The organism is Wolbachia endosymbiont (group A) of Conops quadrifasciatus, assembly GCF_964027015.1.
In the GTDB taxonomy this organism is placed as follows: domain Bacteria; phylum Pseudomonadota; class Alphaproteobacteria; order Rickettsiales; family Anaplasmataceae; genus Wolbachia.
Genome location: NZ_OZ034722.1, coordinates 629,743 through 652,342 on the forward strand (window position 1 = coordinate 629,743; position 22,600 = coordinate 652,342).

General features: G+C 35.3%; 21 protein-coding genes and 3 pseudogenes. 13 read left to right on the plus strand and 11 right to left on the minus strand.

All coding sequences use genetic code 11. From position 1 onward, the window contains the following. Together ykgO and AAGD69_RS03340 are read left to right on the plus strand one after the other, a co-directional pair. Positions 1-129, plus strand: coding sequence for a type B 50S ribosomal protein L36 (gene ykgO, locus AAGD69_RS03335; RefSeq protein ID WP_006279631.1), 129 nt, complete (start codon positions 1-3; stop codon positions 127-129). A 46-nt stretch (positions 130-175) separates the two neighbouring features. After that, a complete protein-coding gene (locus tag AAGD69_RS03340) occupies positions 176-493 on the plus strand; it encodes an FtsB family cell division protein (protein WP_341812593.1) in 318 nt (105 codons plus the stop codon). Positions 494-745: 252 nt separating this feature from the next. Here the strand turns inward: AAGD69_RS03340 and AAGD69_RS03345 are convergent, their stop codons facing one another. Next, a complete protein-coding gene (locus tag AAGD69_RS03345) occupies positions 746-1,675 on the minus strand; it encodes an AEC family transporter (RefSeq protein ID WP_341812594.1) in 930 nt (309 codons plus the stop codon). Positions 1,676-2,125: 450 nt separating this feature from the next. Between AAGD69_RS03345 and AAGD69_RS03350 the strand changes: the two are divergent. After that, positions 2,126-3,157: pseudogene (locus AAGD69_RS03350) on the plus strand (multidrug effflux MFS transporter); the annotation flags it as partial. A gap of 61 nt (positions 3,158-3,218) precedes the next feature. Here AAGD69_RS03350 and AAGD69_RS03355 read toward each other — a convergent pair. Both AAGD69_RS03355 and prfA read right to left on the minus strand, forming a co-directional pair. Continuing rightward, positions 3,219-4,031 carry a transposase family protein gene (locus tag AAGD69_RS03355; protein WP_410529866.1) on the minus strand — a complete coding sequence of 271 codons (813 nt, stop codon included), beginning with the start codon at positions 4,029-4,031 and terminating at the stop codon, positions 3,219-3,221. 263 nt (positions 4,032-4,294) lie between these two features. Further along, on the minus strand, positions 4,295-5,374 hold the full coding sequence (gene prfA / locus AAGD69_RS03360; protein ID WP_341812595.1) for a peptide chain release factor 1: 1,080 nt from the start codon (positions 5,372-5,374) through the stop codon (positions 4,295-4,297). Between the two features lie 103 nt (positions 5,375-5,477). Here prfA and yihA point away from each other — a divergent pair, with 103 nt between their 5' ends. The 4 genes and pseudogenes from yihA to AAGD69_RS03380 all read left to right on the plus strand — a co-directional run bounded on the left by yihA (position 5,478) and on the right by AAGD69_RS03380 (position 11,419). Then, on the plus strand, positions 5,478-6,074 hold the full coding sequence (gene yihA, locus AAGD69_RS03365) for a ribosome biogenesis GTP-binding protein YihA/YsxC (RefSeq protein WP_375316731.1): 597 nt from the start codon (positions 5,478-5,480) through the stop codon (positions 6,072-6,074). Between the two features lie 4 nt (positions 6,075-6,078). Next, positions 6,079-6,990, plus strand: a complete 912-nt coding sequence (gene argB / locus AAGD69_RS03370) for an acetylglutamate kinase (protein WP_341812639.1) — start codon at positions 6,079-6,081, stop codon at positions 6,988-6,990. Positions 6,991-7,949: 959 nt separating this feature from the next. After that, positions 7,950-9,665 (plus strand): ABC transporter ATP-binding protein, encoded by a 1,716-nt coding sequence (locus tag AAGD69_RS03375; RefSeq protein ID WP_341812596.1) that lies wholly within the window; start codon positions 7,950-7,952, stop codon positions 9,663-9,665. A gap of 407 nt (positions 9,666-10,072) precedes the next feature. Further along, positions 10,073-11,419, plus strand: a pseudogene (locus AAGD69_RS03380) (IS110 family transposase). A gap of 39 nt (positions 11,420-11,458) precedes the next feature. Here the strand turns inward: AAGD69_RS03380 and AAGD69_RS03385 are convergent. Continuing rightward, positions 11,459-12,088: a reverse transcriptase domain-containing protein gene (locus tag AAGD69_RS03385; protein WP_341812579.1), complete on the minus strand. Its 630-nt coding sequence runs from the start codon at positions 12,086-12,088 to the stop codon at positions 11,459-11,461. A 456-nt stretch (positions 12,089-12,544) separates the two neighbouring features. Here AAGD69_RS03385 and AAGD69_RS03390 point away from each other — a divergent pair. The 4 genes and pseudogenes from AAGD69_RS03390 to AAGD69_RS03405 all read left to right on the plus strand — a co-directional run. Further along, positions 12,545-12,787: pseudogene (locus AAGD69_RS03390) on the plus strand (PD-(D/E)XK nuclease family transposase); the annotation flags it as partial. A 633-nt stretch (positions 12,788-13,420) separates the two neighbouring features. Then, complete coding sequence (locus tag AAGD69_RS03395) at positions 13,421-13,855, plus strand: reverse transcriptase N-terminal domain-containing protein (protein ID WP_341812597.1); 435 nt, start codon at positions 13,421-13,423, stop codon at positions 13,853-13,855. Continuing rightward, positions 13,819-14,970, plus strand: coding sequence for a reverse transcriptase domain-containing protein (locus AAGD69_RS03400; protein ID WP_341812598.1), 1,152 nt, complete (start codon positions 13,819-13,821; stop codon positions 14,968-14,970). Before AAGD69_RS03395 ends, AAGD69_RS03400 begins: the two co-directional genes overlap by 37 nt. Continuing rightward, positions 14,967-15,713, plus strand: coding sequence for an Rpn family recombination-promoting nuclease/putative transposase (locus tag AAGD69_RS03405; protein ID WP_341812599.1), 747 nt, complete (start codon positions 14,967-14,969; stop codon positions 15,711-15,713). Before AAGD69_RS03400 ends, AAGD69_RS03405 begins: the two co-directional genes overlap by 4 nt. 188 nt (positions 15,714-15,901) lie before the next feature. Here the strand turns inward: AAGD69_RS03405 and AAGD69_RS03410 are convergent, their stop codons facing one another. From AAGD69_RS03410 to AAGD69_RS03435, 6 genes are read right to left on the minus strand one after another with little or no spacing between them, the layout of a single operon-like run. Continuing rightward, positions 15,902-17,008 (minus strand): FtsW/RodA/SpoVE family cell cycle protein, encoded by a 1,107-nt coding sequence (locus AAGD69_RS03410; RefSeq protein ID WP_341812600.1) that lies wholly within the window; start codon positions 17,006-17,008, stop codon positions 15,902-15,904. After that, complete coding sequence (gene ubiE, locus AAGD69_RS03415) at positions 17,005-17,721, minus strand: bifunctional demethylmenaquinone methyltransferase/2-methoxy-6-polyprenyl-1,4-benzoquinol methylase UbiE (protein ID WP_341812601.1); 717 nt, start codon at positions 17,719-17,721, stop codon at positions 17,005-17,007. Before ubiE ends, AAGD69_RS03410 begins: the two co-directional genes overlap by 4 nt. 38 nt (positions 17,722-17,759) lie before the next feature. Next, positions 17,760-18,638 (minus strand): lipoyl synthase, encoded by an 879-nt coding sequence (gene lipA, locus AAGD69_RS03420; protein ID WP_341812602.1) that lies wholly within the window; start codon positions 18,636-18,638, stop codon positions 17,760-17,762. After that, the gene (gene rpmB / locus AAGD69_RS03425) at positions 18,631-18,945 is read right to left on the minus strand and encodes a 50S ribosomal protein L28 (RefSeq protein WP_006279619.1); all 315 of its coding nucleotides are present in this window, start codon (positions 18,943-18,945) and stop codon (positions 18,631-18,633) included. Before rpmB ends, lipA begins: the two co-directional genes overlap by 8 nt. A gap of 37 nt (positions 18,946-18,982) precedes the next feature. Beyond that, on the minus strand, positions 18,983-19,324 hold the full coding sequence (locus AAGD69_RS03430; protein ID WP_010082513.1) for a DUF721 domain-containing protein: 342 nt from the start codon (positions 19,322-19,324) through the stop codon (positions 18,983-18,985). A gap of 7 nt (positions 19,325-19,331) precedes the next feature. Next, entirely contained in the window at positions 19,332-19,745 is a 414-nt protein-coding gene (locus AAGD69_RS03435) for a hypothetical protein (protein WP_341812603.1), read from the minus strand. A gap of 166 nt (positions 19,746-19,911) precedes the next feature. Between AAGD69_RS03435 and AAGD69_RS03440 the strand changes: the two genes are divergently transcribed. Next, positions 19,912-20,724 carry a transposase family protein gene (locus tag AAGD69_RS03440; RefSeq protein WP_410529867.1) on the plus strand — a complete coding sequence of 271 codons (813 nt, stop codon included), beginning with the start codon at positions 19,912-19,914 and terminating at the stop codon, positions 20,722-20,724. A gap of 169 nt (positions 20,725-20,893) precedes the next feature. Here the strand turns inward: AAGD69_RS03440 and AAGD69_RS03445 are convergent, their stop codons facing one another. Next, positions 20,894-21,232, minus strand: coding sequence for an outer membrane protein assembly factor BamE (locus AAGD69_RS03445; RefSeq protein ID WP_341812605.1), 339 nt, complete (start codon positions 21,230-21,232; stop codon positions 20,894-20,896). A gap of 130 nt (positions 21,233-21,362) precedes the next feature. Here AAGD69_RS03445 and AAGD69_RS03450 point away from each other — a divergent pair, with 130 nt between their 5' ends. Continuing rightward, a complete protein-coding gene (locus AAGD69_RS03450) occupies positions 21,363-22,352 on the plus strand; it encodes a ribonucleotide-diphosphate reductase subunit beta (RefSeq protein WP_253307200.1) in 990 nt (329 codons plus the stop codon). The last annotated feature ends 248 nt before the right edge of the window (positions 22,353-22,600 follow it).

Below are 22,600 nucleotides of genomic sequence, written 5' to 3' on the forward strand. Positions count from 1 at the left end.
ATGAAAGTCAAAGGGTCGCTAAAATCTCATCGTAACAGAGATAAAAATTGTAAAGTTGTGAAAAGGGGTGGTAAGATTTACATTATAAACAAGGTAAAGCCAAGGTGTAAAGCGCGTCAAGGTTCTTAGCTTTTTGTTCACCTTTTCATGTTATGTATTTCTTGTATGTGAAAGTATGGTGCTTATATCTAAAAAGAAGCAAAAGTTACTGTGTTTAAGCGCAGCCTTATTCATTTCTTCTCTTACATTATATTTTAGCATTAGCACAATTACAGGTAAACGTGGCTTATTGAAGTTAATCGACTTAAAAAAAGAGATTGAGTACAATAAGCTTTTGCTAAAGGATATCTCTTCTGAAAAGGAAAAGTTGGACAATAAAGTATTTGGCTTATATGAAAAAAGCTTAGATTTAGATCTGCTTGATGAGCAAGCAAAAAATGCTTTAGGTTATGTGAACCCTAATGAACTTATGGTTGTTCTTGACGTGGAATAGCAGTAGACTTCTTGCGTTACCTCCTGTCATTCAAGCCCCTTTCTTGTCATCCCAGCGCCCCTATGGTGTCATTCCAGTGCTTGACACTGGAATGACACCATTATAGAGTGAACCAGTGTTAGCTACTTTCATGACACCATCATAAAGTGAAACTAGATTCCAGCGTCACGCGCTGGAATGACAAAAAAGAGTAGGTTTTTTATGTGATTATGCAAGAAGCTAGTGTAAATTTAAGTTTTATCTACCGCTTGATCAAAAAAGAATAAGTTTAGTAAAAAATAATGATATTATTAGTGGAACATAAAATAGTCCCACTGCAGTACTAATTAGAAGCAACAGAGTAGCTTTATCTGGTTGATAATTCAAAATATTAGCAAGTATTATACTGGACCCAGAGACTGGAATAATAGCCAGCAACATCAGTGCTTTATATATACTCTCGTCGTATACACCTATAACATGTTTGTCTAGAAGGACAATTCCTAAAACAAACAGTGGCCAGAATACGTACTTTGCTGTAATAGTGATCAAAGCAAGCTTCCAATCTACTTTAAAGCTTGTAATATTTGCAATGCTCACTCCAAGTAGCATCATCCCTAATGTGACAAATGTACTTCTAATATTCATCATAACATCTGTTAAAAAAGTAGGTATTTGTATATCATATATACTTAAAAAGAAGCCCAGAACCATCGCATAAAGCGAAGGAAGTTTGAACAACTTTAATATGCATTCTTTTGCGGTATAAATACCATTTGCAGCTATGTAAAATCCTAAGCTATTTTCAAACAACGCCATTCCTATATAACAAACAACATATACAGATACTGAATCTTCATCAAACAAAGCCATGGCAATCGGCAGGCCAAAATAACCCATACTTGTGCTGCCCGAGCTAAACGCTAATATGTTTCTCGTGTTATCCTTAAATAAAAAAGAAGAAAGATAATACACTAATAAGGACATAGTGCTACCTATAAACCATATCAAAATCGGCAGAGAAATTACTTTTAAATTAACTTCTGTATGAGAGACTCCATATAAAATCACTATTGGATTAGCTATATAAAAGAGTATTTGAGATATAGTGTTTCTGTCAATTTTAAAACATTTTCCTGCTAAATAACCAATAAATATTGTAATATAAACAGGTAATATTTTTAGGAAAAGAGTAAGGAACATACTAGCCTATTGTGATACTTTTGACTGATAAAGTGATATTAGATCTTAAGGTATTATAAAAGTAAACAAAATTTATTTTCCAATTTATCCAGCTCATAGTTAATTGAAAAAGATTCACTTAGTGTCAAAATTTGTTTTTATATAAGACTTAAGAATGACATTTTTATGATAAAATTATGTTAAGTTTCTATAAAGCTCCTTGCATATTTTTGAATAATGATGAAAAATTAAACTGCTTGTGGTAATTTAGACGGACTGTTGAAAAAGTAAGAGGAAATAAGTAAAGTTAGGACAGAGAGTAAGGGCTTTAACATAGTTGTCATATTTTTCTTTAATTAACCCTAGTGTCCAATTTACCCACCATAGCTTCACATGAGGTGTTTCTAATCATTTTAATAACAGTAAAAAATGTTCTTCTTTCAACGCTTTAAATGTGATATTTTTATTCATTTGTTACTACCCTTTCTATTAATCCTGTCTCTAATTGCTAAGTTCATTGAAATTGACATTTCCGTACCTAGTTTTCCTGATATGGTGCACTATTTTAACGTATCAGAAGGCACAATTCAATTAACTATTGCTTATAATTTCCTAGGCTTTTACATAGGAGGGTTATTTTTTGGTCCATTGTCTGAATGCTATGGCAGAAGAAGGATTATGATCATAGGTAACACTTTGTTATTAATCGGCGCTGTTGGTTATGTTTTTGCACCGTCGATTTTTTGGCTTTTAATCTCTCGCTTTGTTCAGGGCATTGGTGTCAGCACATCTGTAGTTGTGTTTGCAATCGTTGCAGACAGCTATAAAGGTAACGAAACAGTGAAATTTATTGGAATCATGAATTCTGTTCTTACAGTTGTCATGGCAATTGCGCCAGTGTTAGGCAGTTTCATTGATGAAATTGTAGGATGGCGTGGTAATTATGCAACTGTTGCAATACTTTGTTTGATCTCTTGGGTTTTGCTGCTTTTTCTGTTACCAGAAACAAAAAAGGACCGCGATATTTTTAGTTTGAAAAAAATGACGAAAGATTACAGAAAACTACTATCTAGTCCGAGGTTTGTTACGTTGTCTTTAATGTCAAGCCTCTTTTCTGCTGCTTATATGTCATTCATCACTTGTGGACCTTTTCTGTATATGAAGACTTTTGGTTTATCTAGCACTATTTATGCACTACATCAAGGTGCAATAGTTGGGTGCTTCTCACTCATCAGTCTATTTGCTGGCAAAATCTTGCAGAAACTTGGAGCAATAAAGTGTGTAATTTCTGGCACGAGCGTGGGTGCTATTGGGTCTCTATTGCTTGTAATATTCAGTATAATTGTACCCCACTCTTTCTACTTAGTAACACTGTCTATGATTATTTTTTCTATCGGTTGTGCAATTTGCCAGCCAGTGATTTTTAATGCATCAATAAATGTTTTCCCTGAAATTAAAGGCACAGCTTCTTCTGCAGTCTCGTTCATTAGAGCTTTTATCATGAGACCTGCTGAGAATCAAGCAATAAAAAGAAGGAAAGGAGGGTGACTAAAATCAAGGTTAACTAAAAGGCGTGCTTAAGATTCACAATACCAGCAATAATATTGAACCTCAGGTTGTATTTTTTCTGAAAATTGCGGTAAACATGAGACATAATCTTAAATATCTTTATCTCACGGATCTTATTTTCTACTCTCATTCTAAATGATGCTAATCTTCTATTATGCTCTTTCTGCTCTGGAGTTAATGGCTTTTTACGATACTTTTTATATGGAATTATAACATTGCTTTGCAATTTTTGCCAACCTTGATATCCAGAATCGGCATATTTTATGCTATCGATTGGTAAATATTTTTCTTGTTTCCTTATGCGAAAATCATTAATTCTACCACGATATGAATTTGACACTGATAAAATTCTTCCACCTTCTTCGATAACAATCTCAGTTTTCATAGTGTTGGTTCTTTTTTTTCCTGAATATGATTTCTTCCGTTTTTTACTATCTTCTGGTCTCTGTATTTGCTGTTCTGTAACATCAGCCAGAATCTTCAGTATTTTTTCTGGTGTCATACTTCTATCTTTTGTTATAGTAACTTTTTTGGCAAGTAATGGCTCTATTTTCTTCAGTAACCTAAATACATTTGCGTTGTGCACATTGAACAGGCACCCTAAAAATCTATGTGTTATGTAAGTGCGATAGTACAAAATTACGCAAAATAACTTATCTTCTAGAGTTGGTAGTTGTGATCTTCTACCATGGCACTTTTTCTGTTTTTCAACTCTTTCCCACCCAGACCTAACTTTTTCCACTACCTTTTCGAACTCCTCTATAGTTAAACCTGTTATACTACGAAAGTTTCTTGGGTGTTTCTTCATGTTATAGTAACTAAAGCTCATTTTTTTACCTTACTCAATCTGCTTATTCTTCTTCTACTTCTCTCACATTATTTTTTCAATCACCTTTTGCAGCAGGTCTATAGCTATTTTTATCGGCTTAACAAGCTACGTTTACAATGGTCAAGCAATTAGTGTAGCTGTTCTTGTTCTATCCGCGATAGTACTAAAACTTGTTTTTACTGCCTGTTTATTGTTTTTAAAAGATCCGGTATAATTAATGATCTTTTTACAGATGTGAGCGATTAACTTTCCCCGGCCAATCTTTCTGCTTCATTACGTGAAATTAATGCCTCAATAAATTCATCTAGTTCACCCTCTTTTATAATCTGCTCTAGCCGATGTGAAGTTAGATTAATTCTGTGGTCTGTTATTCTTGATTGTGGAAAATTATATGTTCTTATGCGCTCGGAACGATCACCAGAGCCAATCTGACTTTTTCTCATTGTTGACCTTTCTATTTCTTTTTTTTGTCTTTTAATTTCGTATAGCCTTGCCCTCAATACTTTAAGCGCTTTAGCTTTATTTTTGTGCTGCGATTTTTCATCTTGCTGTATTACAATTATCCCTGTTGGCAAGTGGGTGACCCTTACTGCGCTGTCAGTTGTATTCACTGATTGCCCTCCAGGACCACTGGATCTATAAACATCTATTCGTAAGTCTTTTTCTTCTATTTTAAAGTCAACTTCTTCTACTTCAGGTAATATCGCAACAGTAGCGGCAGAGGTATGTAACCTTCCTGAGGATTCAGTTTCTGGCACTCTCTGTACTCTGTGTGCTCCTGATTCAAATTTCAACCTTGCAAAAACTTCTGTTCCATTAATGAGTGCAGAAGCTTCCTTATAGCCACCTATACCTGTATTAGAAATGCTTATTGGCTCGAACTTCCAACTTCTTCTTTCTGCATATTTTTGATACATACGAAATAACATTGCTGCAAATAATGCTGCTTCTTCTCCTCCTGTACCTGCTCTGATTTCCAATATTGCATTTCTTGAGTCATCTTCATCTTTAGGCAATAATGCTAACTTTAGTTTTGCTTTTACTTTTGGTAATAATACCTTGTGCTTTTCGAAAAATTCTTCTTTTGCTAACTCTTTTATATCACCTTCGCTGTTTTCATCTTTCATTATTTCCTCTAAGTCTGAAATTTCCTCTTTCAGCGTGTTATATTCATCAATTATCTTGATTATTGGCCTGAGCTCAGAGTATTCCTTTGAAAGGGTAATGAATTCTTTTTGACTTAAATTGGTAGGGTTTTCCAAGTTCCTTTCTATATCACTAAATTTTTTCTTTAAGTCTTGTAAATTATTCTCTATATTCATATAGCATAGATCTAGTATTTTCACTAAGTAATATATACTGAAATAAAAAATTTCTTATATCAAGCAATAACACTATAATATATCTACTACCTTCTACTTGAATATAATGGCAAGACAGATAACATCAAGCTGCAATTTCATATTTGGAGCTTCGGACATGAAATCATTACCAGATGAGTCGGCTCCAGAGATTGCGTTTGCTGGTAGATCAAATGTAGGAAAATCCAGTCTGATCAACTTACTGATAAACAGCAAAAAAGCTGCCAGAGTTTCCTCTAAACCTGGATGCACTAGACAAATAAATTTTTATTCTATGTACAATGATAAGTTCAGACTTGTTGACCTACCAGGGTATGGTTATTCTCATGCAGGTAAGGAGGAAATTATACAATATTTAAACTTAATTGAGTATTATCTAATTCAAAGAAAAAATCTAAGAAGAGTGTTTGTGTTGATAGATAGCAAAGTAGGATTAAAAGAAATAGACAAAGACTTCATTTATTGGTTAATATATAATAATATTAACTTTAACGTTGTGCTAACAAAAATAGATAAAGTGAGTCAAAAAAGCCTAGATGCCATTCTAGAAGATACTCAAAAATGGATTAATAATGAGAATGTGTCAATTCATCAAATAAGCATCCGTGTTAAGCATAAAATAATCAAGGTAAGAGATGAGTTTTTCAAGTTTACAAGATAAAAAAATGAAAAGTAGTGAATTTTTAAAGGGTGAAGTATCATTTGAACAAAAAGCAGAAATATTACTTGAAGTGTTGTCTAGCATACCTAGCTTTGTGGGTGAAACTTTTGTCATTAAATGTGGCAGCATAACGATCTCAGATGAAACACTATTCTATACTTTTGTGCATAATATTGTCTTATTAAAGCAGCTTGGTATAAATCCGGTGATAGTTCATGACGGAGAATATGAAATTAACTCAGTGTTAAAAATGCTGGGTATGGACAGTAAGTTTGTGAATGGTATCAGACTTACAGACAAAGACACTATGAAAATCATTGAAATGGCATTGTGTGGTTCAGTTAATAAAAAAATTGTTCAGCATATAAATTCTGCTGGTGGTTCAGCTATTGGATTATGTGGAAAAGACGGCAACTTAATAAAAGCTGAAAAGATAAGCACTACGCTTAAGAAAGACAGATCAAATAACATCGAAAAAATACTAGACATGGGATTCATCGGTAGGCCCACTGAAATCAATCCTGATATATTATTTTTTATTGAAGAATCAGATTTTATACCAGTTATTGCACCTATCGGTCATGGAAAAAATGGGGAAACATATCATATTGATGCCGATAGCACTGCAAGCACAATTGCAATTGCAGTTTCTGCATCTAAAATGATAACCTTTAGCGATACAGGTGAAGAAATAGATAAAATTGGTGGCAGGAAGATATCTGTTAAAAATTTAAATGCATCGATTGATTGTGGCAAAATTCAAGGAGAAAAATTTATTGGAAGGCTTATGGAATATACTAAAATGGTAGAGGAATGTGCTGGAGTTGTTCACATAGTTGATGGTAGAATACCTAACATTATGCTTGATTTATTTACTGAGAATAATTCAAGCATATCAATTGTGAGTGATTTATAACTAGGCTGCTCACAACTACACGAATAGACTTCTTGCATAACCATATGACGAACTTTTCTTGGGAATAGAAACGAAAAAACTTACTTTACAAACTCCGCCAGCCCCCTTATCATAACACTGAAGCTATTTATTTATCTTCGCAATCTCTGCAGTAGATTAATGACAAAAAAACTTAATGTATTTGGCGTAAATCATGCTTAATTTTTTGCACTATGTGCACCTCATGTCTTTATAAAACTTTAGGTTTCTGCCTATACAAGCCGAAACGCGCTTATAAAGCGTTTAAGACAGTAAAAGACGTCAAATAGACAAGGGAGAATTTGAATACTAGCTACCCTTGGGTTTCTTTGCCTTTTTTTTATTTGGTAAATTTCTTAAATATTTATGGCTAAAGTAATTTAGGCCTACCGACAACCGTCATCCCGCTACTTGTTAGCGGCCAAGAGATACCGCGGCGGTATGACGGTTCGCGGTGGCATGACGATAACCTCGTCATCCCGCTGCTTGTTAGCGGGATCTAGAGATACCGCGGCGGTATGACGGTTCACGGTGGCATGACGATAACCCCGTCATCCCGCTGCTTGTTAGCGGGATCTAGAGATCAACTATGTTTTTTTAAAAATTTTTTATTTGTGTGATTTTGCAACTTCATATGGGCAATACGAGAAATGCTTTTCTCTAATTTTATGTTTTTTGCAACATTGTTGGCGGAGTAATAAGAAAAGCTCTGCAGAACTTTTGGCCCGATATCAATTCGGCTATTGATTTTGTTTTTCAGCACTCGGGAAAACCTTACTTGGGTTAGCTATAGACCCCAAATGTCAGCTACTTGAACAACATCACTTTGCTTAAAAATTGCAACGTTTGTACACGGTATGACGTTAGCTATTGTGCTACACCTTTCCCCTTTCCCCTGAAACTAAAATCTATATACTTAACTTTAGAAACTTCAAAATACGATGCGATCTAATATTAGAGAGTTATTTTGCTATATAAAGCCTAATCTATCTTATTTCATCATAGCTTTTATTGCAGTTTTATTTTCAGCCTTAACGATCCTCCTCTTTGGCAGAGGCTTAAGCAACATAATTGATTCTGGCACAGAGCACGATTTTACTACCAAACTATTAGTTGCAATACTTATAGTTTTAGCCATTTCTCTCACTGCATTTACTCGGTTATATTTCATTGGCATTGGCAGCGAGAAAGTTATCGCAAGAATCAGATATGACTTATATAGCAGTATCACTGACTTGCAACCAAGTTTCTTTGAGAACACAGGCGTACAAGATGTTATCTCAGCACTCATTACTGATACCTCTGCGCTGCAATCAATAATAAATAGCAGCCTACTCACCATATTGCGAAATTTTGTAATATTAATTGGCAGTGTTGCCATGTTATTATATACAAATCTGCACCTAACTGCGTATGCAGCCGCAATAGTACCTATACTACTCATTATTATGACCTCATTTGGAAAAAAAGTGCGTAGCTATGCACGCTTTGCCCAGGATAAATTAAGTGAGCTTGCATCACTTAGTGAGGAAAATTTTCGATCTATAGTGACTATCAAATCGTTTGTACTCGAAGAAAATGAAAAAACCCGTTTTAAGGAGCATTTAAACTCAGTATCAAAATCATACGTAAAATTAGTACTCTTGCGTGCTATTTTAGTAACTCTAGTTATCACGTGTGTGATAGGTTCACTAGTTGTTTTGCTCTTTTTTGGTATTAAAGAAGTCTTAAGCAATAATATAACTATTGGAGAACTCTCCTCATTTGTGTTTTATTCAGCGCTTGCGGCAGGAGCTATAAATAATTTGAGCGATAATATCAGTGATTTACAACGAGGTCTTGGAATAGTAGAGCGTTTATTTGAATTTAAAAATATGAAAAGCTCTATAGCAGATGCCAATGATCCTATAAAAATTTGTAGTGTTCAAAAAGGAATTTCGTTTAATGGCGTGACATTTTTTTATGAATCTCAGTCTGATAAGCCAGCGTTAAATAACGTATCATTTTCTATAAAGGCAGGTCAAGTAGTATCAATTGTTGGACCATCTGGCAGTGGTAAAAGCACCATTTTAAAACTTCTGCTCCGTTTTCATGATCCAAGCAGAGGCAGCATTACTATCGATGGGCACAATATTAAGTCAATTGCGTTAAATGACCTCAGATTGTTGTTTGGCTTAGTGCCACAAGATAACATAATATTCTCTTGCTCAATAATGGAAAATATACTATATGGCAAACCTGGTGCTGAATATGAAGAAGTGAAGCAAGCAGCTATCAGCGCTTATGCGATGGAATTTATTGATAAGCTGCCTGATAAATTTGATACATTTGTAGGAAAAAGAGGATTAAAACTTTCTGAAGGGCAAAAACAACGTATTATAATAGCAAGAGCCATACTCAAAAACCCTCAGGTTTTAATACTGGATGAAGCAACCTCTGCCCTTGATTATAAAAGTGAGAACCTCGTGCAAAAAGCATTAAGCAAGTTAATGCAAAACAGAACAACGATCGCAATTACACACAGACTATCAACTGCACTTAAAACTGACAAGATTATAGTAATTAATCACGGAAAAGTAGAAGAAGTAGGGACTCATGACTCCCTAATAAGTAAAGACGGGTTGTATGCAAAACTGGCAAAGATACAGTGGAATTGAAAGAAAATTTAAATCATATCGTTAGTTGATATGCTAGATTTATAATCAAAGTTATTAAATTTTTAATCATTTTAATTTATAATAATCTCATAGTATTTTTTTAAGGATCATTATGAGTGCGCCAAGAAAAGCGTATAGCACCGAACAGAAGAAATCTGTCAAACCAGGAAGAAACTCCTCAATTTAAGTTTTTAGTAGTTTTTAAGTATAGTTGTATAGGAAGCGCCTCTGAAGTTATAACCGAAATTTTCACTGGTGCCATAAGTGCCCGTCGTTTAGCATGGTTTTGGGAGGAACGGTCAAATCATTGATGGAGTTTTTTAGGCTACCTTGGTTAGGAGATTGTATTATCTAACCGTTCCAAGCTGAAGCGTTTCCCTATTACAAATTATAATAAGGGAGTTACTATGAAAAAAGCAAAAAGTAAATTAGAGATCATGAATCCTGATGCAGCAGGAATAGATGTTGGTTCAGCTGTACATTATGTATGTGTACCAGAAGGAAGTGATGAACAGCGTATACAAAAATTTAGCTGCTTTACAGAGGATCTCCATAACATAGCAAAATGGCTGAAGAAATGTAAAGTTACTACAGTAGCCATGGAGTCAACAGGAGTATACTGGATTACTTTGTTCCAAGTACTTGAATCATATGGACTTGAAGTAAAGCTTGCAAATGCAAGACATGTAAAAAATGTACCTGGAAGAAAGTCAGATGTTCAGGATTGTCAATGGCTTCAACAACTACATAGTTATGGGTTAATCCAAGGATCATTTAGGCCAGATGATCAAATGTGTGTATTGCGTGGTTATGTTCGGCAACGTAAAAACTTAATTGAAAACGCTGCTAAACATATTAATCGTATGCAAAAGGTGTTAGTACAAATGAATATTCATTTACATAAAGTGACAAGCGATATTACTGGCGTCACAGGAATGCAAATTATTAAAGCAATAGTAGAAGGTGAAAGGAATCCTAAAAAACTAGCTGAATTCAGAAGTGTGAATATGAAGAATGATAAGGCTACTATAGCAAAAGCATTAACAGGCGATTATAGAGAAGAACATTTATTTGTATTAAAGCAAGAATATGAAGCATATAATTTTTTTCAAGAAAAAATAATTGAATGTGATAAAAGTATAGAGAACTATTACAAAGCATTAGAGACGAAGTCCGATGAGAGTAAAGAGTTAGGTAAGGAAAAAAATAAGTCTAGAAGAGGCAGACCAAATTTCACCCTGCGTGAGGAATTGTATCGTGTAACTGGTATAGATTTCACTAAAATTCCTGGATTTGATGTACTAACTGTACAAACCATTATTGCGGAAGTTGGCATTAATCATAATAAATGGCGATCAGAAAGGCATTTTACCTCATGGTTAGGGCTTAGCCCTGCTAATAAGATTACAGGAGAAAAAGTATTTTGAACAAAAACTCGTAAAGTTATTAATCGTGCTACGAATGCCTTGCGAATGGCTGCTTATGCTGTGGGAAATAGTAAAAGTGCATTGGGTGCATATTGTAGGAGATTAAAAAAACGGCTAGGAGCAATAAAAGCAATTACTTCTACAGCAAGAAAATTAGCATGCATCTTTTACCAAATGTTGAAATATGGACAAGAGTATGTGGAAAAAGGAATGAGCTATTACGAAACACGTTACAAAGAGAGAGTTGTAAAAAATTTAATCAAAAAAGCACAGGAATTTGGCTACATATTAGTTCAACAAGAAGCGCTAGTTAAGGGAGTTTCTTAGGAGGTATATATTGCTTAGTAGTGGCGAAAGTGGTGATCCTTATGCTATTCCTCGTTTCCCTCCTGTTTTGAGGATTAGCTTAATCATGCGCATGATTTCTTTGTCATTTATTCTTTTGGCAATCTTTTCCATCAGAATATGATGTCGCACACTGTCGAAGTAGGATTTCAGATCTACGTCAATTACTTTTGTATTGCCTTTGATTGCTGCTTCCGCTACTTTTTGTACTGCTTCATGCACACTACGCTTAGGTCGATACCCGTATGATCCTTTTTGGAAGTCTGATTCGAATATTGGTTCGATTATTAGCTTTAGTGCTGTTTGCACTATTCTGTCCCGGATGCAGGGTATTTTCAACGTTCTGAATTTTTCTCCAGATTTTGGTATTTCCTTTCTCCGGTTCCTATTTGGGCTATAGGTCTTGGTTATTAGTTCGTGTTTTATTTGTTGAAGATACTTTCTTAAGCCCTCTGTCTCTATCGATTCGAATGTCACCCCATCAATTCCTGGTGCCCCATTACTCCTCTTCGTTAGTTTGTAAGCTTCCTCCAGTGTCTCCATTTTACAGACATGAACATGGATTCCCCAGAATTGCCATTCCGGTTCTGCCTTCACTTTGGTATATATCTTTCTTCTCAGGTCTTGTAATTTTATCGGCATTTTTGTCATTTTTACCTTTACCTTCCTTTTGTTAAAAGATTTCTACTAGTAGGGTGCCTTTGCTCCATGAGCGTTACCTCATTTCTTTACTACTACGCACCCATCCGCCACCCTCTTATCTTCAGTTCACTTCCTGTTTTTCAGTTATAGAACCTACCTCTCCAAGGTATTTCTCCTTGGGATGAGGAGGGTTTCTCCAGTTGCTTTGTATGTCCTCATTGCCATGCTGTTACTAACACCCCGCTGAAGTAGACCAATCGTTCCATTTGTTTTTCGTCTGGTCTATTCTGTCTTCGCCAGTACCAAGATGGCTCGACCTTCAGAATATTCCTTTCGAGGCAATCTGTGTATTCGCTTTCGCTACGGCCTGGTAATTCGCCATTATCCTACGATAATGTTGTCGGTAGGCTTCAACATTTTGGTTTCCCTCCATGCTGCTACCCAAGCTACAGGATTCCGACTTTTATCCTGGTAGGTCTATCTCCTACTGAACAATATTCGCCTTCTCTGGACGCACTTGGCACTGAAAAAAATAAGAATATTCTTATCCACTTTTTGAACGATATTTTAGGATGTACTGAAGTCAATACTATACAAGAAGTAGAATTCTTAAGCACCATTATGGACCCTGAAATTGCTTCTGATAAACAAAGCATTGTTGATGTTCTTTGCAAGGATTCTAGTGGGAACAGGTATATAATTGAGATGGTGCGACCTGAAAGTCTTCGGTCATATTGTTTAAAAGGAGAGGAATTCCTCCAGAAAGAAACTGAAAGGATTCTAAAACTTATTAAACCAGATGTTTTGCCATCTGAGTCTACGCATCAGTGCGAATCGGGCAACCGGTTGGTGCTAAGCGATGCGGACAATGAACCTCCTCTTGAAAAAGAAGATGCTCAATCGTGAGAGGAGCATAAACTACAAGCATCATGTGGTTGGAGAGCTAGGCTAGTGGTATGGTGAACGTAAGTGAAACTTCAAAGTATCGTAATTATGAAAGAGCTAAAGATGCTGATAAGCTCTAACTAAAAAGGTAATGTGGATAAGTTACATTTTTCATTTCTAGATGTACGCAAATAATAACTCCACCGGTATAGAGAAGTCACCTAACCCACTGTTGTATGACAGAAGGAACAGGGTAAGCCTGTATTTTCGCCTACATGGCAAGCAAACCGCAAGGAATGCTAATGGAAGTGCAGGTAAAGGAGAATGGAGAAAGCGAATGCCATTTTGTAACGAAATGGATAGAATTTGTAACATTAATTCGCGTGAAAACGAGCAGACTTCCATTTGGTCCCTCGTGACAAGAAACTTTGTTAACCACTTAAGGTAGGAAAGCAGATGATTACAAGTAAACCTGTAAGTGCATCTACCGAAAGCTTTGAAGCATGGAAGCAATTGCAATGGAAGAAATGCCAGAAAGTTATTGTGAGGCTACAAAGACGTATTGTTAAGGTTGTCCAAGAAGGAAGATGGGGTAAGGTAAAAGCTTTAGAACATCTTCTCACACGCTCTTTTAGCGGAAAAGCTTTGGCTGTTAAGAGAGTAACTGAAAACCAAGGAAAAAACACAGCGGGTGTAGATCGTCAACTATGGTCAACTTGCAATGCTAAATTTCAAGGAATAAAGCAGTTAAAGCAAAGAGGATATAAACCTTCTCCGCTAAAACGGATTTATATCAGTAAATCTAATGGCAAAAGAAGACCTCTTGGAATACCATCGATAAAAGATAGAGCCATATGCAAGCATTATATCTGTTTGCTCTGGAACCTATAGCTGAAACAATCAGTGATCGTCACTCCTATGGCTTTAGGCCTAAAAGATCCTGCGCAGATGCTACAGTAGCCTGTCATTTGTTACTGGCAAGTCGTAATCAACTACAATGGATACTTGAAGGTGATATCAAAGGATGCTTTGACAACATTAATCATGAATGGCTTATGAAGCATATTCCTATTGAGAAGAAAATTCTGCATAGTTGGTTAAAAGCTGGCTTCCTAGAATCGAAAACTCTGTACACCACAACTGCAGGTACCCCGCAAGGTGGTATCATTTCTCCAATACTAGCCAATTTAGCCTTAAACGGACTTGAAAAGTCATTGGAAAGTCGATTTGGTAAACTCGGCAGTAGAAGAAGAAACAAAATCAGAAGTGGAGTGAACGTAATCAGATACGCAGACGACTTTATTATTTCAGGTTTCACACATGAAGTACTGGAAAAGGAAGTTAAGCCTTTAGTATCATCTTTTCTTCACGAGCGAGGTTTAATTCTGTCAGAAGAGAAGACAAAGATTACATCTATCACAACAGGGTTTGACTTTCTTGGTTGTAATGTACGTAGATATAATAAGAAGTTAATTATTAAACCTTCGAAAGAAAGTATTAAAAGACTTCTTAATAAAGCACGTACATTGATAAAAGCAAATATAGCGAACACTCAGGCTATAGTAATTAAGTCACTCAACTCTCTACTGAGAGGATGGGGAAATTACTATCACCATGTGTGTGCTAAAAAAGCGTTTAGAAAGATCGACAATGAAATTTGGCATAGTTTATGGAAATGGGCAAAGAAAAGACATCCTCGTAAAGGATTACGTTGGATAAAGAATCGTTACTTCAAAGTAATGGGTCAACGCCAATGGGTTTTTGCTGCACCCATATGCAAGAACAAACCAAAAGAGATACGGTATTTAAGACTGCTTAAGCTGATTGATATACCTATCAGACGACATGTTAAAATCAGAGCGGATGCAAATCCCCTTGACTTAAAATGGAAAAAGTATTTTGATGAGAGAGTGAAACGAACAAGAATGTTAGCAAGCTCCTTTTCAAGAGAAGGTTCTCTACTGTTAGTGTCACCACTAAAGTTGATGTATTCTGAGGATTTATGAAAGACAAGCCGGTTCTAGAAAAGAAGAACTTAGATAAGGGGCTCAAGCGTAGTGTGGGGAAACCTGCATGCTGCGTTTCTAAGGGAGGGAGTAGTAGTAATACTGCTTCCTTACCTGACCAGCTCACTCGTGATAAAGGCTTTGAAAAACGTGCACAACTTTATGCTGCTAAGGCTTACTCAAGACAAGCTGATAAATCTGGTAAATACGTTGATTTAAAGAAGATTTTCTTTATCGCGATTTCAAATTGCACCTTATTCCCTGATAAGCTTGACTATATATCTAGCCATACCATAAGAGATGAGAAAACCAATGAGCATGACTTAAAAGATTTTCAATTTATCTTCATAGAGCTGCCAAAATTTCCTAAGAGTAGAGAAGAACAACTAGAAAGTGTAGTAGACCGTTGGCTATTTTTTTTCAAATATGCAGATGAAACAACGGACGAAGATCTCAGAAAAATTGCGGAAAAATCACCAATAATAAAGCTAGCATATGATGAATTAGATAAGTTTCACTGGAATGAAAAAGATCTAGTAGCTTATGAAGAAAGAATAATGGATCTGCGCAAAGAAGAAGCCATTCTTGAATACAGACTTGATCTTGCTAAAGAGGAAGGTAGAAAAGAAAGGGAAATTGAAGTTGCAAAAGCAATGCTGGCTAATAATGTTGATGTCAACACTATTGTCAAGTTTACTGGCCTTTCTATTAGTGAGATTGAAGAATTAAGTGGAAATCTGTGAATGGTTACGAAAAATATAAGTTCTTGCGATAAACGACATAGTGATGTATTTGTTGTTCAGCATGTCAGTGGAATATTTTCTGAAAAATTTCCACATAACTCTTTCAGATTTCATAATATCTCTTGCCACTCATCTGAACAGATACCCATTTTGGAGGGATACCAATAATAGTTGTGAGCGGGTGACCACTAGTCCACAAGCATAACACGCTCACGAAACTTTAATGCGATAGCTTGATTTCTACTGAAAGACAGCATTATGCCAAGTGCGATGCTCGAAGATAAAAGAGAAGAACCACCATAGCTAAGTAGTGGCAGGGTTATGCCGGTGGTGGGAAAAACACTCAATGTTACCCCTGTGTTTATTATGAATTGTGTGATGAATTGAATTGAGATACCAAGAATCACCAATAGATTGAATAATTCATTTTCTCTATATGCAACGTAAAGCAAGCGGGCGGAAATGATGCCAAATAACATCAATGTGGCTAAGCACGTAATCAAACCAAATTCTTCTGCTAAAACAGAAAACACAAAATCTGTATGACAATCAGGAAGAGAGGTTTTTACGCTACCTTCACCAGGTCCAACTCCAGTTAATTGACCTCTTTTGAATGCTTCTAATGATTTTGTGACTTGAAAGTTATCGCGTTGCATAAAAAAGACAAAATTGTAAATCCTTTGCTTTATATGTGGGAGGCATAAGTAAGCTATTGTAGTTCCAGTTGTGGCCATTCCTATTATGCATAGAAAGTATAAAAGTGGTATACATGCAATAAACATTTGACCAATAAAAGAATATGTTAAAAGCATGGACATACTGAAATCAGGTTGCAAAAGTAACAACACAAAAACTAACAGAAATATTATGATTGATATGTGCATTTTAAACTTCATTCCGCTGGCTAAGATACTAGCTATAACAACAGAAAAAAACGGCCTTACGAACTCAGATGGTTGAACTGAAATTTTGACAATATGTAACCATCGTTTCGCACCTTTTACCTCTATACCAAGTATTATAGCAGCTGCCACTAAAATAGTAAATAAAATGAAACCTGCGAATGAGAGGTTAAGTATAGTTCTTGTGTTGAGAAAAGAAAATGTCACCAGGGTAATTAGTGACAGGACTATATAAATTGTATGGCGCCGTATAAAATAATCTTGTGGTAAAGAAAGACGCTGCGCAATTACAGGGCTTGCTGAATAAACAAGAATGAAGCTTATAGTGAGCAAAAAAAACACTGGAAGGATGAGATAATAATCCAGCGTTCTATACCAGAATTTAATATTCATTTTGTTCCAATGTGTAATGCCACTATTCCATAGCTCATATTATAAAACTCAACATTCTTAAAGCCTACCTCTTCAATTTCCATTTTAAAATCAGCCTGAGTTGGAAACTCTCTAATGCTCTTCACTAAATATTCATAAGAACTCCTGTCTTTAGCAACTATGCTGCCAATTTTAGGAATTACTTTAAATGAATATAAGTCATAAAGTTTGGTAAATATCTCATTTTGATAGTGCATAGGAGCAAATTCTAAGCAGATAAATTTTCCATGTGGTTTTAATACCCTGTGCGCCTCATTTAAAGCCTTCTTGCGGTCAGAAACATTTCGAATGCCAAAAGCTATTGTACAATAATCAAATTCGGAGTCTTCAAATGGTAAACTTTCTGCATTCGCACATACCCAATCAAAATTAATTTGGTTTGAATTTATAGCTTTATCACGTCCTCTGCTTAGCATATTTTGATTTATGTCACATACTGTAACCTTAGCACTTGGCTCTTTTCTTACTATTCTTATTGCTATATCTCCAGTTCCTCCAGCAACATCTAAAACCTTAGAGTTTTTTGTAAAATGCACACTATTTACCATTTTATCTTTCCATAATCTATGCATTCCGAGGCTCATTATATCATTCATGGTGTCGTAGCGACTTGCCACGGAATCGAATACCTCTTTAACTAATTGTGATTTCTTCTCGATTTTTATAGTAGACATTACGTAAAGTAGCTCAACTCCTTTATAATTAGTAAAAATTAATTTGAATTAACATAACGACAGGCCTTAAGCCTGTTAAAATCTTCTTCAGCGTGGTATGATGACCGAGTTAGTGGGCTTGATGCAACCACTAAGAAACCTTTGGAGTAAGCAACGTATTTATAATGCTCAAATTCCTCTGGGGTAACATACCTATCAAGTTTTGCATGTTTTGGAGTTGGTTGTAGATATTGACCAATTGTAATAAAATCAACCTCAGCACTGCGCAAATCGTCCATAACCTGAAGTATTTCCTCTTTTGTTTCTCCAAGACCAACCATAAGCCCTGACTTTGTGAAAACTTTAGGATTAATCTGCTTTACCATCTTCAACAAATATAGTGAATGAAAATAGCGAGCTCGTGGTCTTATTTTTGCATACAATCTCGGCACTGTTTCAATATTGTGGTTATAGACATCAGGTGATGCAACAGCAATTGCTTCAAATGCTCCTTTCTTATTTAAAAAATCAGGAGTTAAAATTTCTATTGTTGTTTCTGAAGTTATCTTTCTAATTTCTTCTATGCACTGTATAAACTGATTTGCGCCACCATCTGGTAAATCATCACGATCAACAGAAGTAATGACAACATGTTTTAAGTTTAACTTTTTTATCGCTTTTGCTAAATTTTCTGGCTCATGAGGGTCTAGTTTATCAGGGATGCCAGTTGCAACGTTGCAAAATGCACAAGCACGAGTGCAAACAGAACCAAGAATCATCACAGTAGCATGACGTTTATTCCAACATTCACCAATATTTGGACATGCAGCTTCTTCACATACCGTATGTAAGTTATGCAGTTTAACGATGTTTAAAGTTTCATTGAATACTTCACCGGTCGGAGCTTTTGCTCTGAGCCATTGAGGTTTGCTATGCATCTGAAACGGCTAACTCTACCTCTTGCTTTACTAAAACTTTTTTCAACCTTCTTTTTATCTTCTGCGCTTTTTCACTTAGTTTAATCGTTCTTGTGTTGAGCAAAAAAGCATCTAAATCACCTTTGTAATCTATAGTTCTCAAAGTTCTTGTTGCCACACGAAATCTAAACTTTTTATTCAATATATCACTTGTCAACGTAACCTTATGTAAATTTAAAAGAAAGGTACGCTTTGTTTTACGATTCGAATGTGATACCTTATTACCAAAAGATTTTTTTCTATTTGTTAATTCACAAACTCTACTCACTTCAATATACCAAATTATTCTATGTACTTAGATTACCTTATATAGTCAAATAGTCAATACTCTCTTGCTTAATTTTTATACCATATACTGCTTTGTAGCCAAAAAATATCGTAATTTTTTCTATTATAAGAGAAATCATATGCTGAATTTCTAATGCTTTACTGCCATTTGTTACTACCAGATGCAATACACCCGAATTTATATTCTGTGCATATGAGATCTTTTTCGGTTTTGTACACTCTGCTATTTCTTTCCCTACTATATTTCGCCAATTTAAAATAAGACGTATTTCATTTTTGCTAATCTTATTTTTCATGCATTTTAATGCATAATTTTCAATTATAGACTTTAATTTTTTTGGACCGCTACGTTTGAGCATTTTTTTGCTATGAATCAGACTTTTCCATGGTTATAACATAGTGCGATGGATATTGTTTATAAGTTCCAGTAACTGCATAGGTAGCAAAGCCAGGCAACCATAACAGGTTTAATAAAGTAGCCTTATTAAAACTTTCACCCACCATCACATGTAATTGTTCATAACCCGCTTTTTTACAATCAATAGATAATAATCCTAAACCTCGCTGAATAACCACTGCCTCAGGATTAGATGTGATAGAATGGCTCGTTCCAGATGGATCACGTACAACACATCTGATTCTTTCTATAAAATTACCTTCACCATCTACTACCTTCATTTGAATTGTTTGCATAGGACCGGAAAACATTGTTGCAAAACAACCAGTAAGTAAGTTAGTTAACAGTAATATTAAAAAGATATTTCTTAATCTAAAAGCCATACAAATATAGTAGCAAAATATTCTGCATTATAAGTCAATTTTTTGTTATCCTGTTGCCTTACCATAAGACCTGCTGCAAAAGGTGATTGAAAAAATAATGTGAGAGAAGTAGAAGAAGAATAAGCAGATTGAGTAAGGTAAAAAAATGAGCTTTAGTTACTATAACATGAAGAAACACCCAAGAAACTTTCGTAATATAACAGGTTTAACTATAGAGGAGTTCGAAAAGGTAGTGGAAAAAGTGAGGTCTGGGTGGGAAAGACTTGAAAAACAGAAAAAGTGCCATGGTAGAAGATCACAACTACCAACTCTAGAAGATAAGTTATTTTGCGTAATTTTGTACTATCGCACTTACATAACACATAGATTTTTAGGGTGCCTGTTCAATGTTCACAACGCAAATGTATTTAGGTTACTGAAGAAAATAGAGCCATTACTTGCCAAAAAAGTTACTATAACAAAAGATAGAAGTATGACACCAGAAAAAATACTGAAGATTCTGGCTGATGTTACAGAACAGCAAATACAGAGACCAGAAGATAGTAAAAAACGGAAGAAATCATATTCAGGAAAAAAAAGAACCAACACTATGAAAACTGAGATTATTATCGAAGAAGGTGGAAGAATTTTATCAGTGTCAAATTCATATCGTGGTAGAATTAATGATTTTCGCATAAGGAAACAAGAAAAATATTTACCAATCGATAGCATAAAATATGCCGATTCTGGATATCAAGGTTGGCAAAAATTGCAAAGCAATGTTATAATTCCATATAAAAAGTATCGTAAAAAGCCATTAACTCCAGAGCAGAAAGAGCATAATAGAAGATTAGCATCATTTAGAATGAGAGTAGAAAATAAGATCCGTGAGATAAAGATATTTAAGATTATGTCTCATGTTTACCGCAATTTTCAGAAAAAATACAACCTGAGGTTCAATATTATTGCTGGTATTGTGAATCTTAAGCACGCCTTTTAGTTAACCTTGATTTTAGTCACCCTCCTTTCCTTCTTTTTATTGCTTGATTCTCAGCAGGTCTATAGCTAAAGTAATTCTATAATTTAATAAGCCTTCATTCCACTGCTTGTTAGCGGAATCTATTCTGAGATACCGCGGCGGTATAACGTAGGAAGATCTGAGCAAACTTTCAATCAGGAACAGCCAAAGATCTCTCTAAGATGTCAGTTTCTTTTGTATCTGCAACTTTACCGTCCTGATCGAATGAAATTTGCAGAGACTTACTGCTATACTTCCTTTTTCCTAAGAAGTTAGCTTGTTTAATTTTATATGAGACATAGTACCAAACATTGTCATCGAACTTTGATACTAATGTTGGTGATCCTAAAGTGTGAACCACTTTTTCTTTATCGTCACCTGCTTTTATCTTGCTCCACAATTCAACACTAATGCCAGGAGCTCCGTGGTTGTGAATAGTGTGTGTGCAGCTCACTGTAAATAATAAAATAAAAGATATTAATACTCGCATTTCTGTTGATAAATTACTTGAAGCTATAATACACTAATAAATTACCTGCCGTCAAATTTCAAAAAGTTAAATTGACCGATTCTCAATATCACTTAATATAATATTTACTTTAGAAAATAATAGGTGTCTTATGTCATTGTTAGAAGCAGATCCAATATACAAACCTTTTAATTACCCTTGGGCGTATGATGCGTGGTTGCAGCAACAAAGAATCCATTGGATACCTGAGGAAGTTCCGCTTGCTGATGACGTGAAGGATTGGAAAACTAAACTTTCAAACGTAGAGAAAAATCTACTAACTCAGATTTTTAGATTCTTTACTCAAGCAGACATTGAAGTAAATAACTGCTACATGAGGCATTATTCAAATATATTTAAGCCAACAGAAATATGCATGATGCTTGCAAGTTTTTCCAATATGGAAACCATACACATTGCAGCTTATTCTTATCTTTTAGACACAATTGGCATGCCAGAAAGCGAGTATCAAGCATTTTTAAAGTATGATGCTATGAGAAAGAAATATGAATACATGCTGGAATTTGAGGAAAGCAAAAAACACGATAAAAAACATGTAGCTAAAACTCTAGCAGTGTTTGGTGCATTTACCGAGGGGTTGCAGTTATTCGCATCGTTTGCAATTTTGCTCAATTTCCAACGCTTTGGAAAAATGAAAGGCATGGGGCAGATAATCGCCTGGTCAGCCCGTGATGAAACTTTGCACACCAATTCAATTATTATGTTATTTAATACATTTATTAAAGAGAATAATGAAATTTGGGACAACGAGTTTAAAGAGGAATTATATTCTGCATGCCGCACTATTGTTGAGCTTGAGGACGAATTCATAAAGCTTGCCTTTGATTTAGGAGATGTTGAAGGACTATCCGCAGAAGAAGTGCGCAATTACATACGCTACGTAGCAAACAGACGGTTAATGCAATTAGGTCTTGAGTCCATATATGATGTCAATGATAATCCTATTCCATGGCTCGATGAAATACTAAATGGCGTTGAACATACGAATTTCTTTGAAAATAGAGTAACAGAGTATAGTCGTGCAGCAACTCAAGGCACATGGGAGGAGGCTTTTACTGAAAATGACACGAATAATAGGTGAGTGCTAATTTCACTCTTCTTTGTCATGCAAGTAGCTGACACTGGAATCAGTTTTTTGATCGAGAATGTTGTATAGTGCATAATCAATTTTCCTGGATCGAAGTAGTAAAGGCACTGGGATCTAATAGATAATATTCGTGCAGTACGCGCAGGAGTAACAAAAGCTGCTTGTCTTTCATAATGTTTTGTAGCAATAGGCAGTTTTGCTTTACTTAACAACTCACTTACCATATATATATCCATAGGACA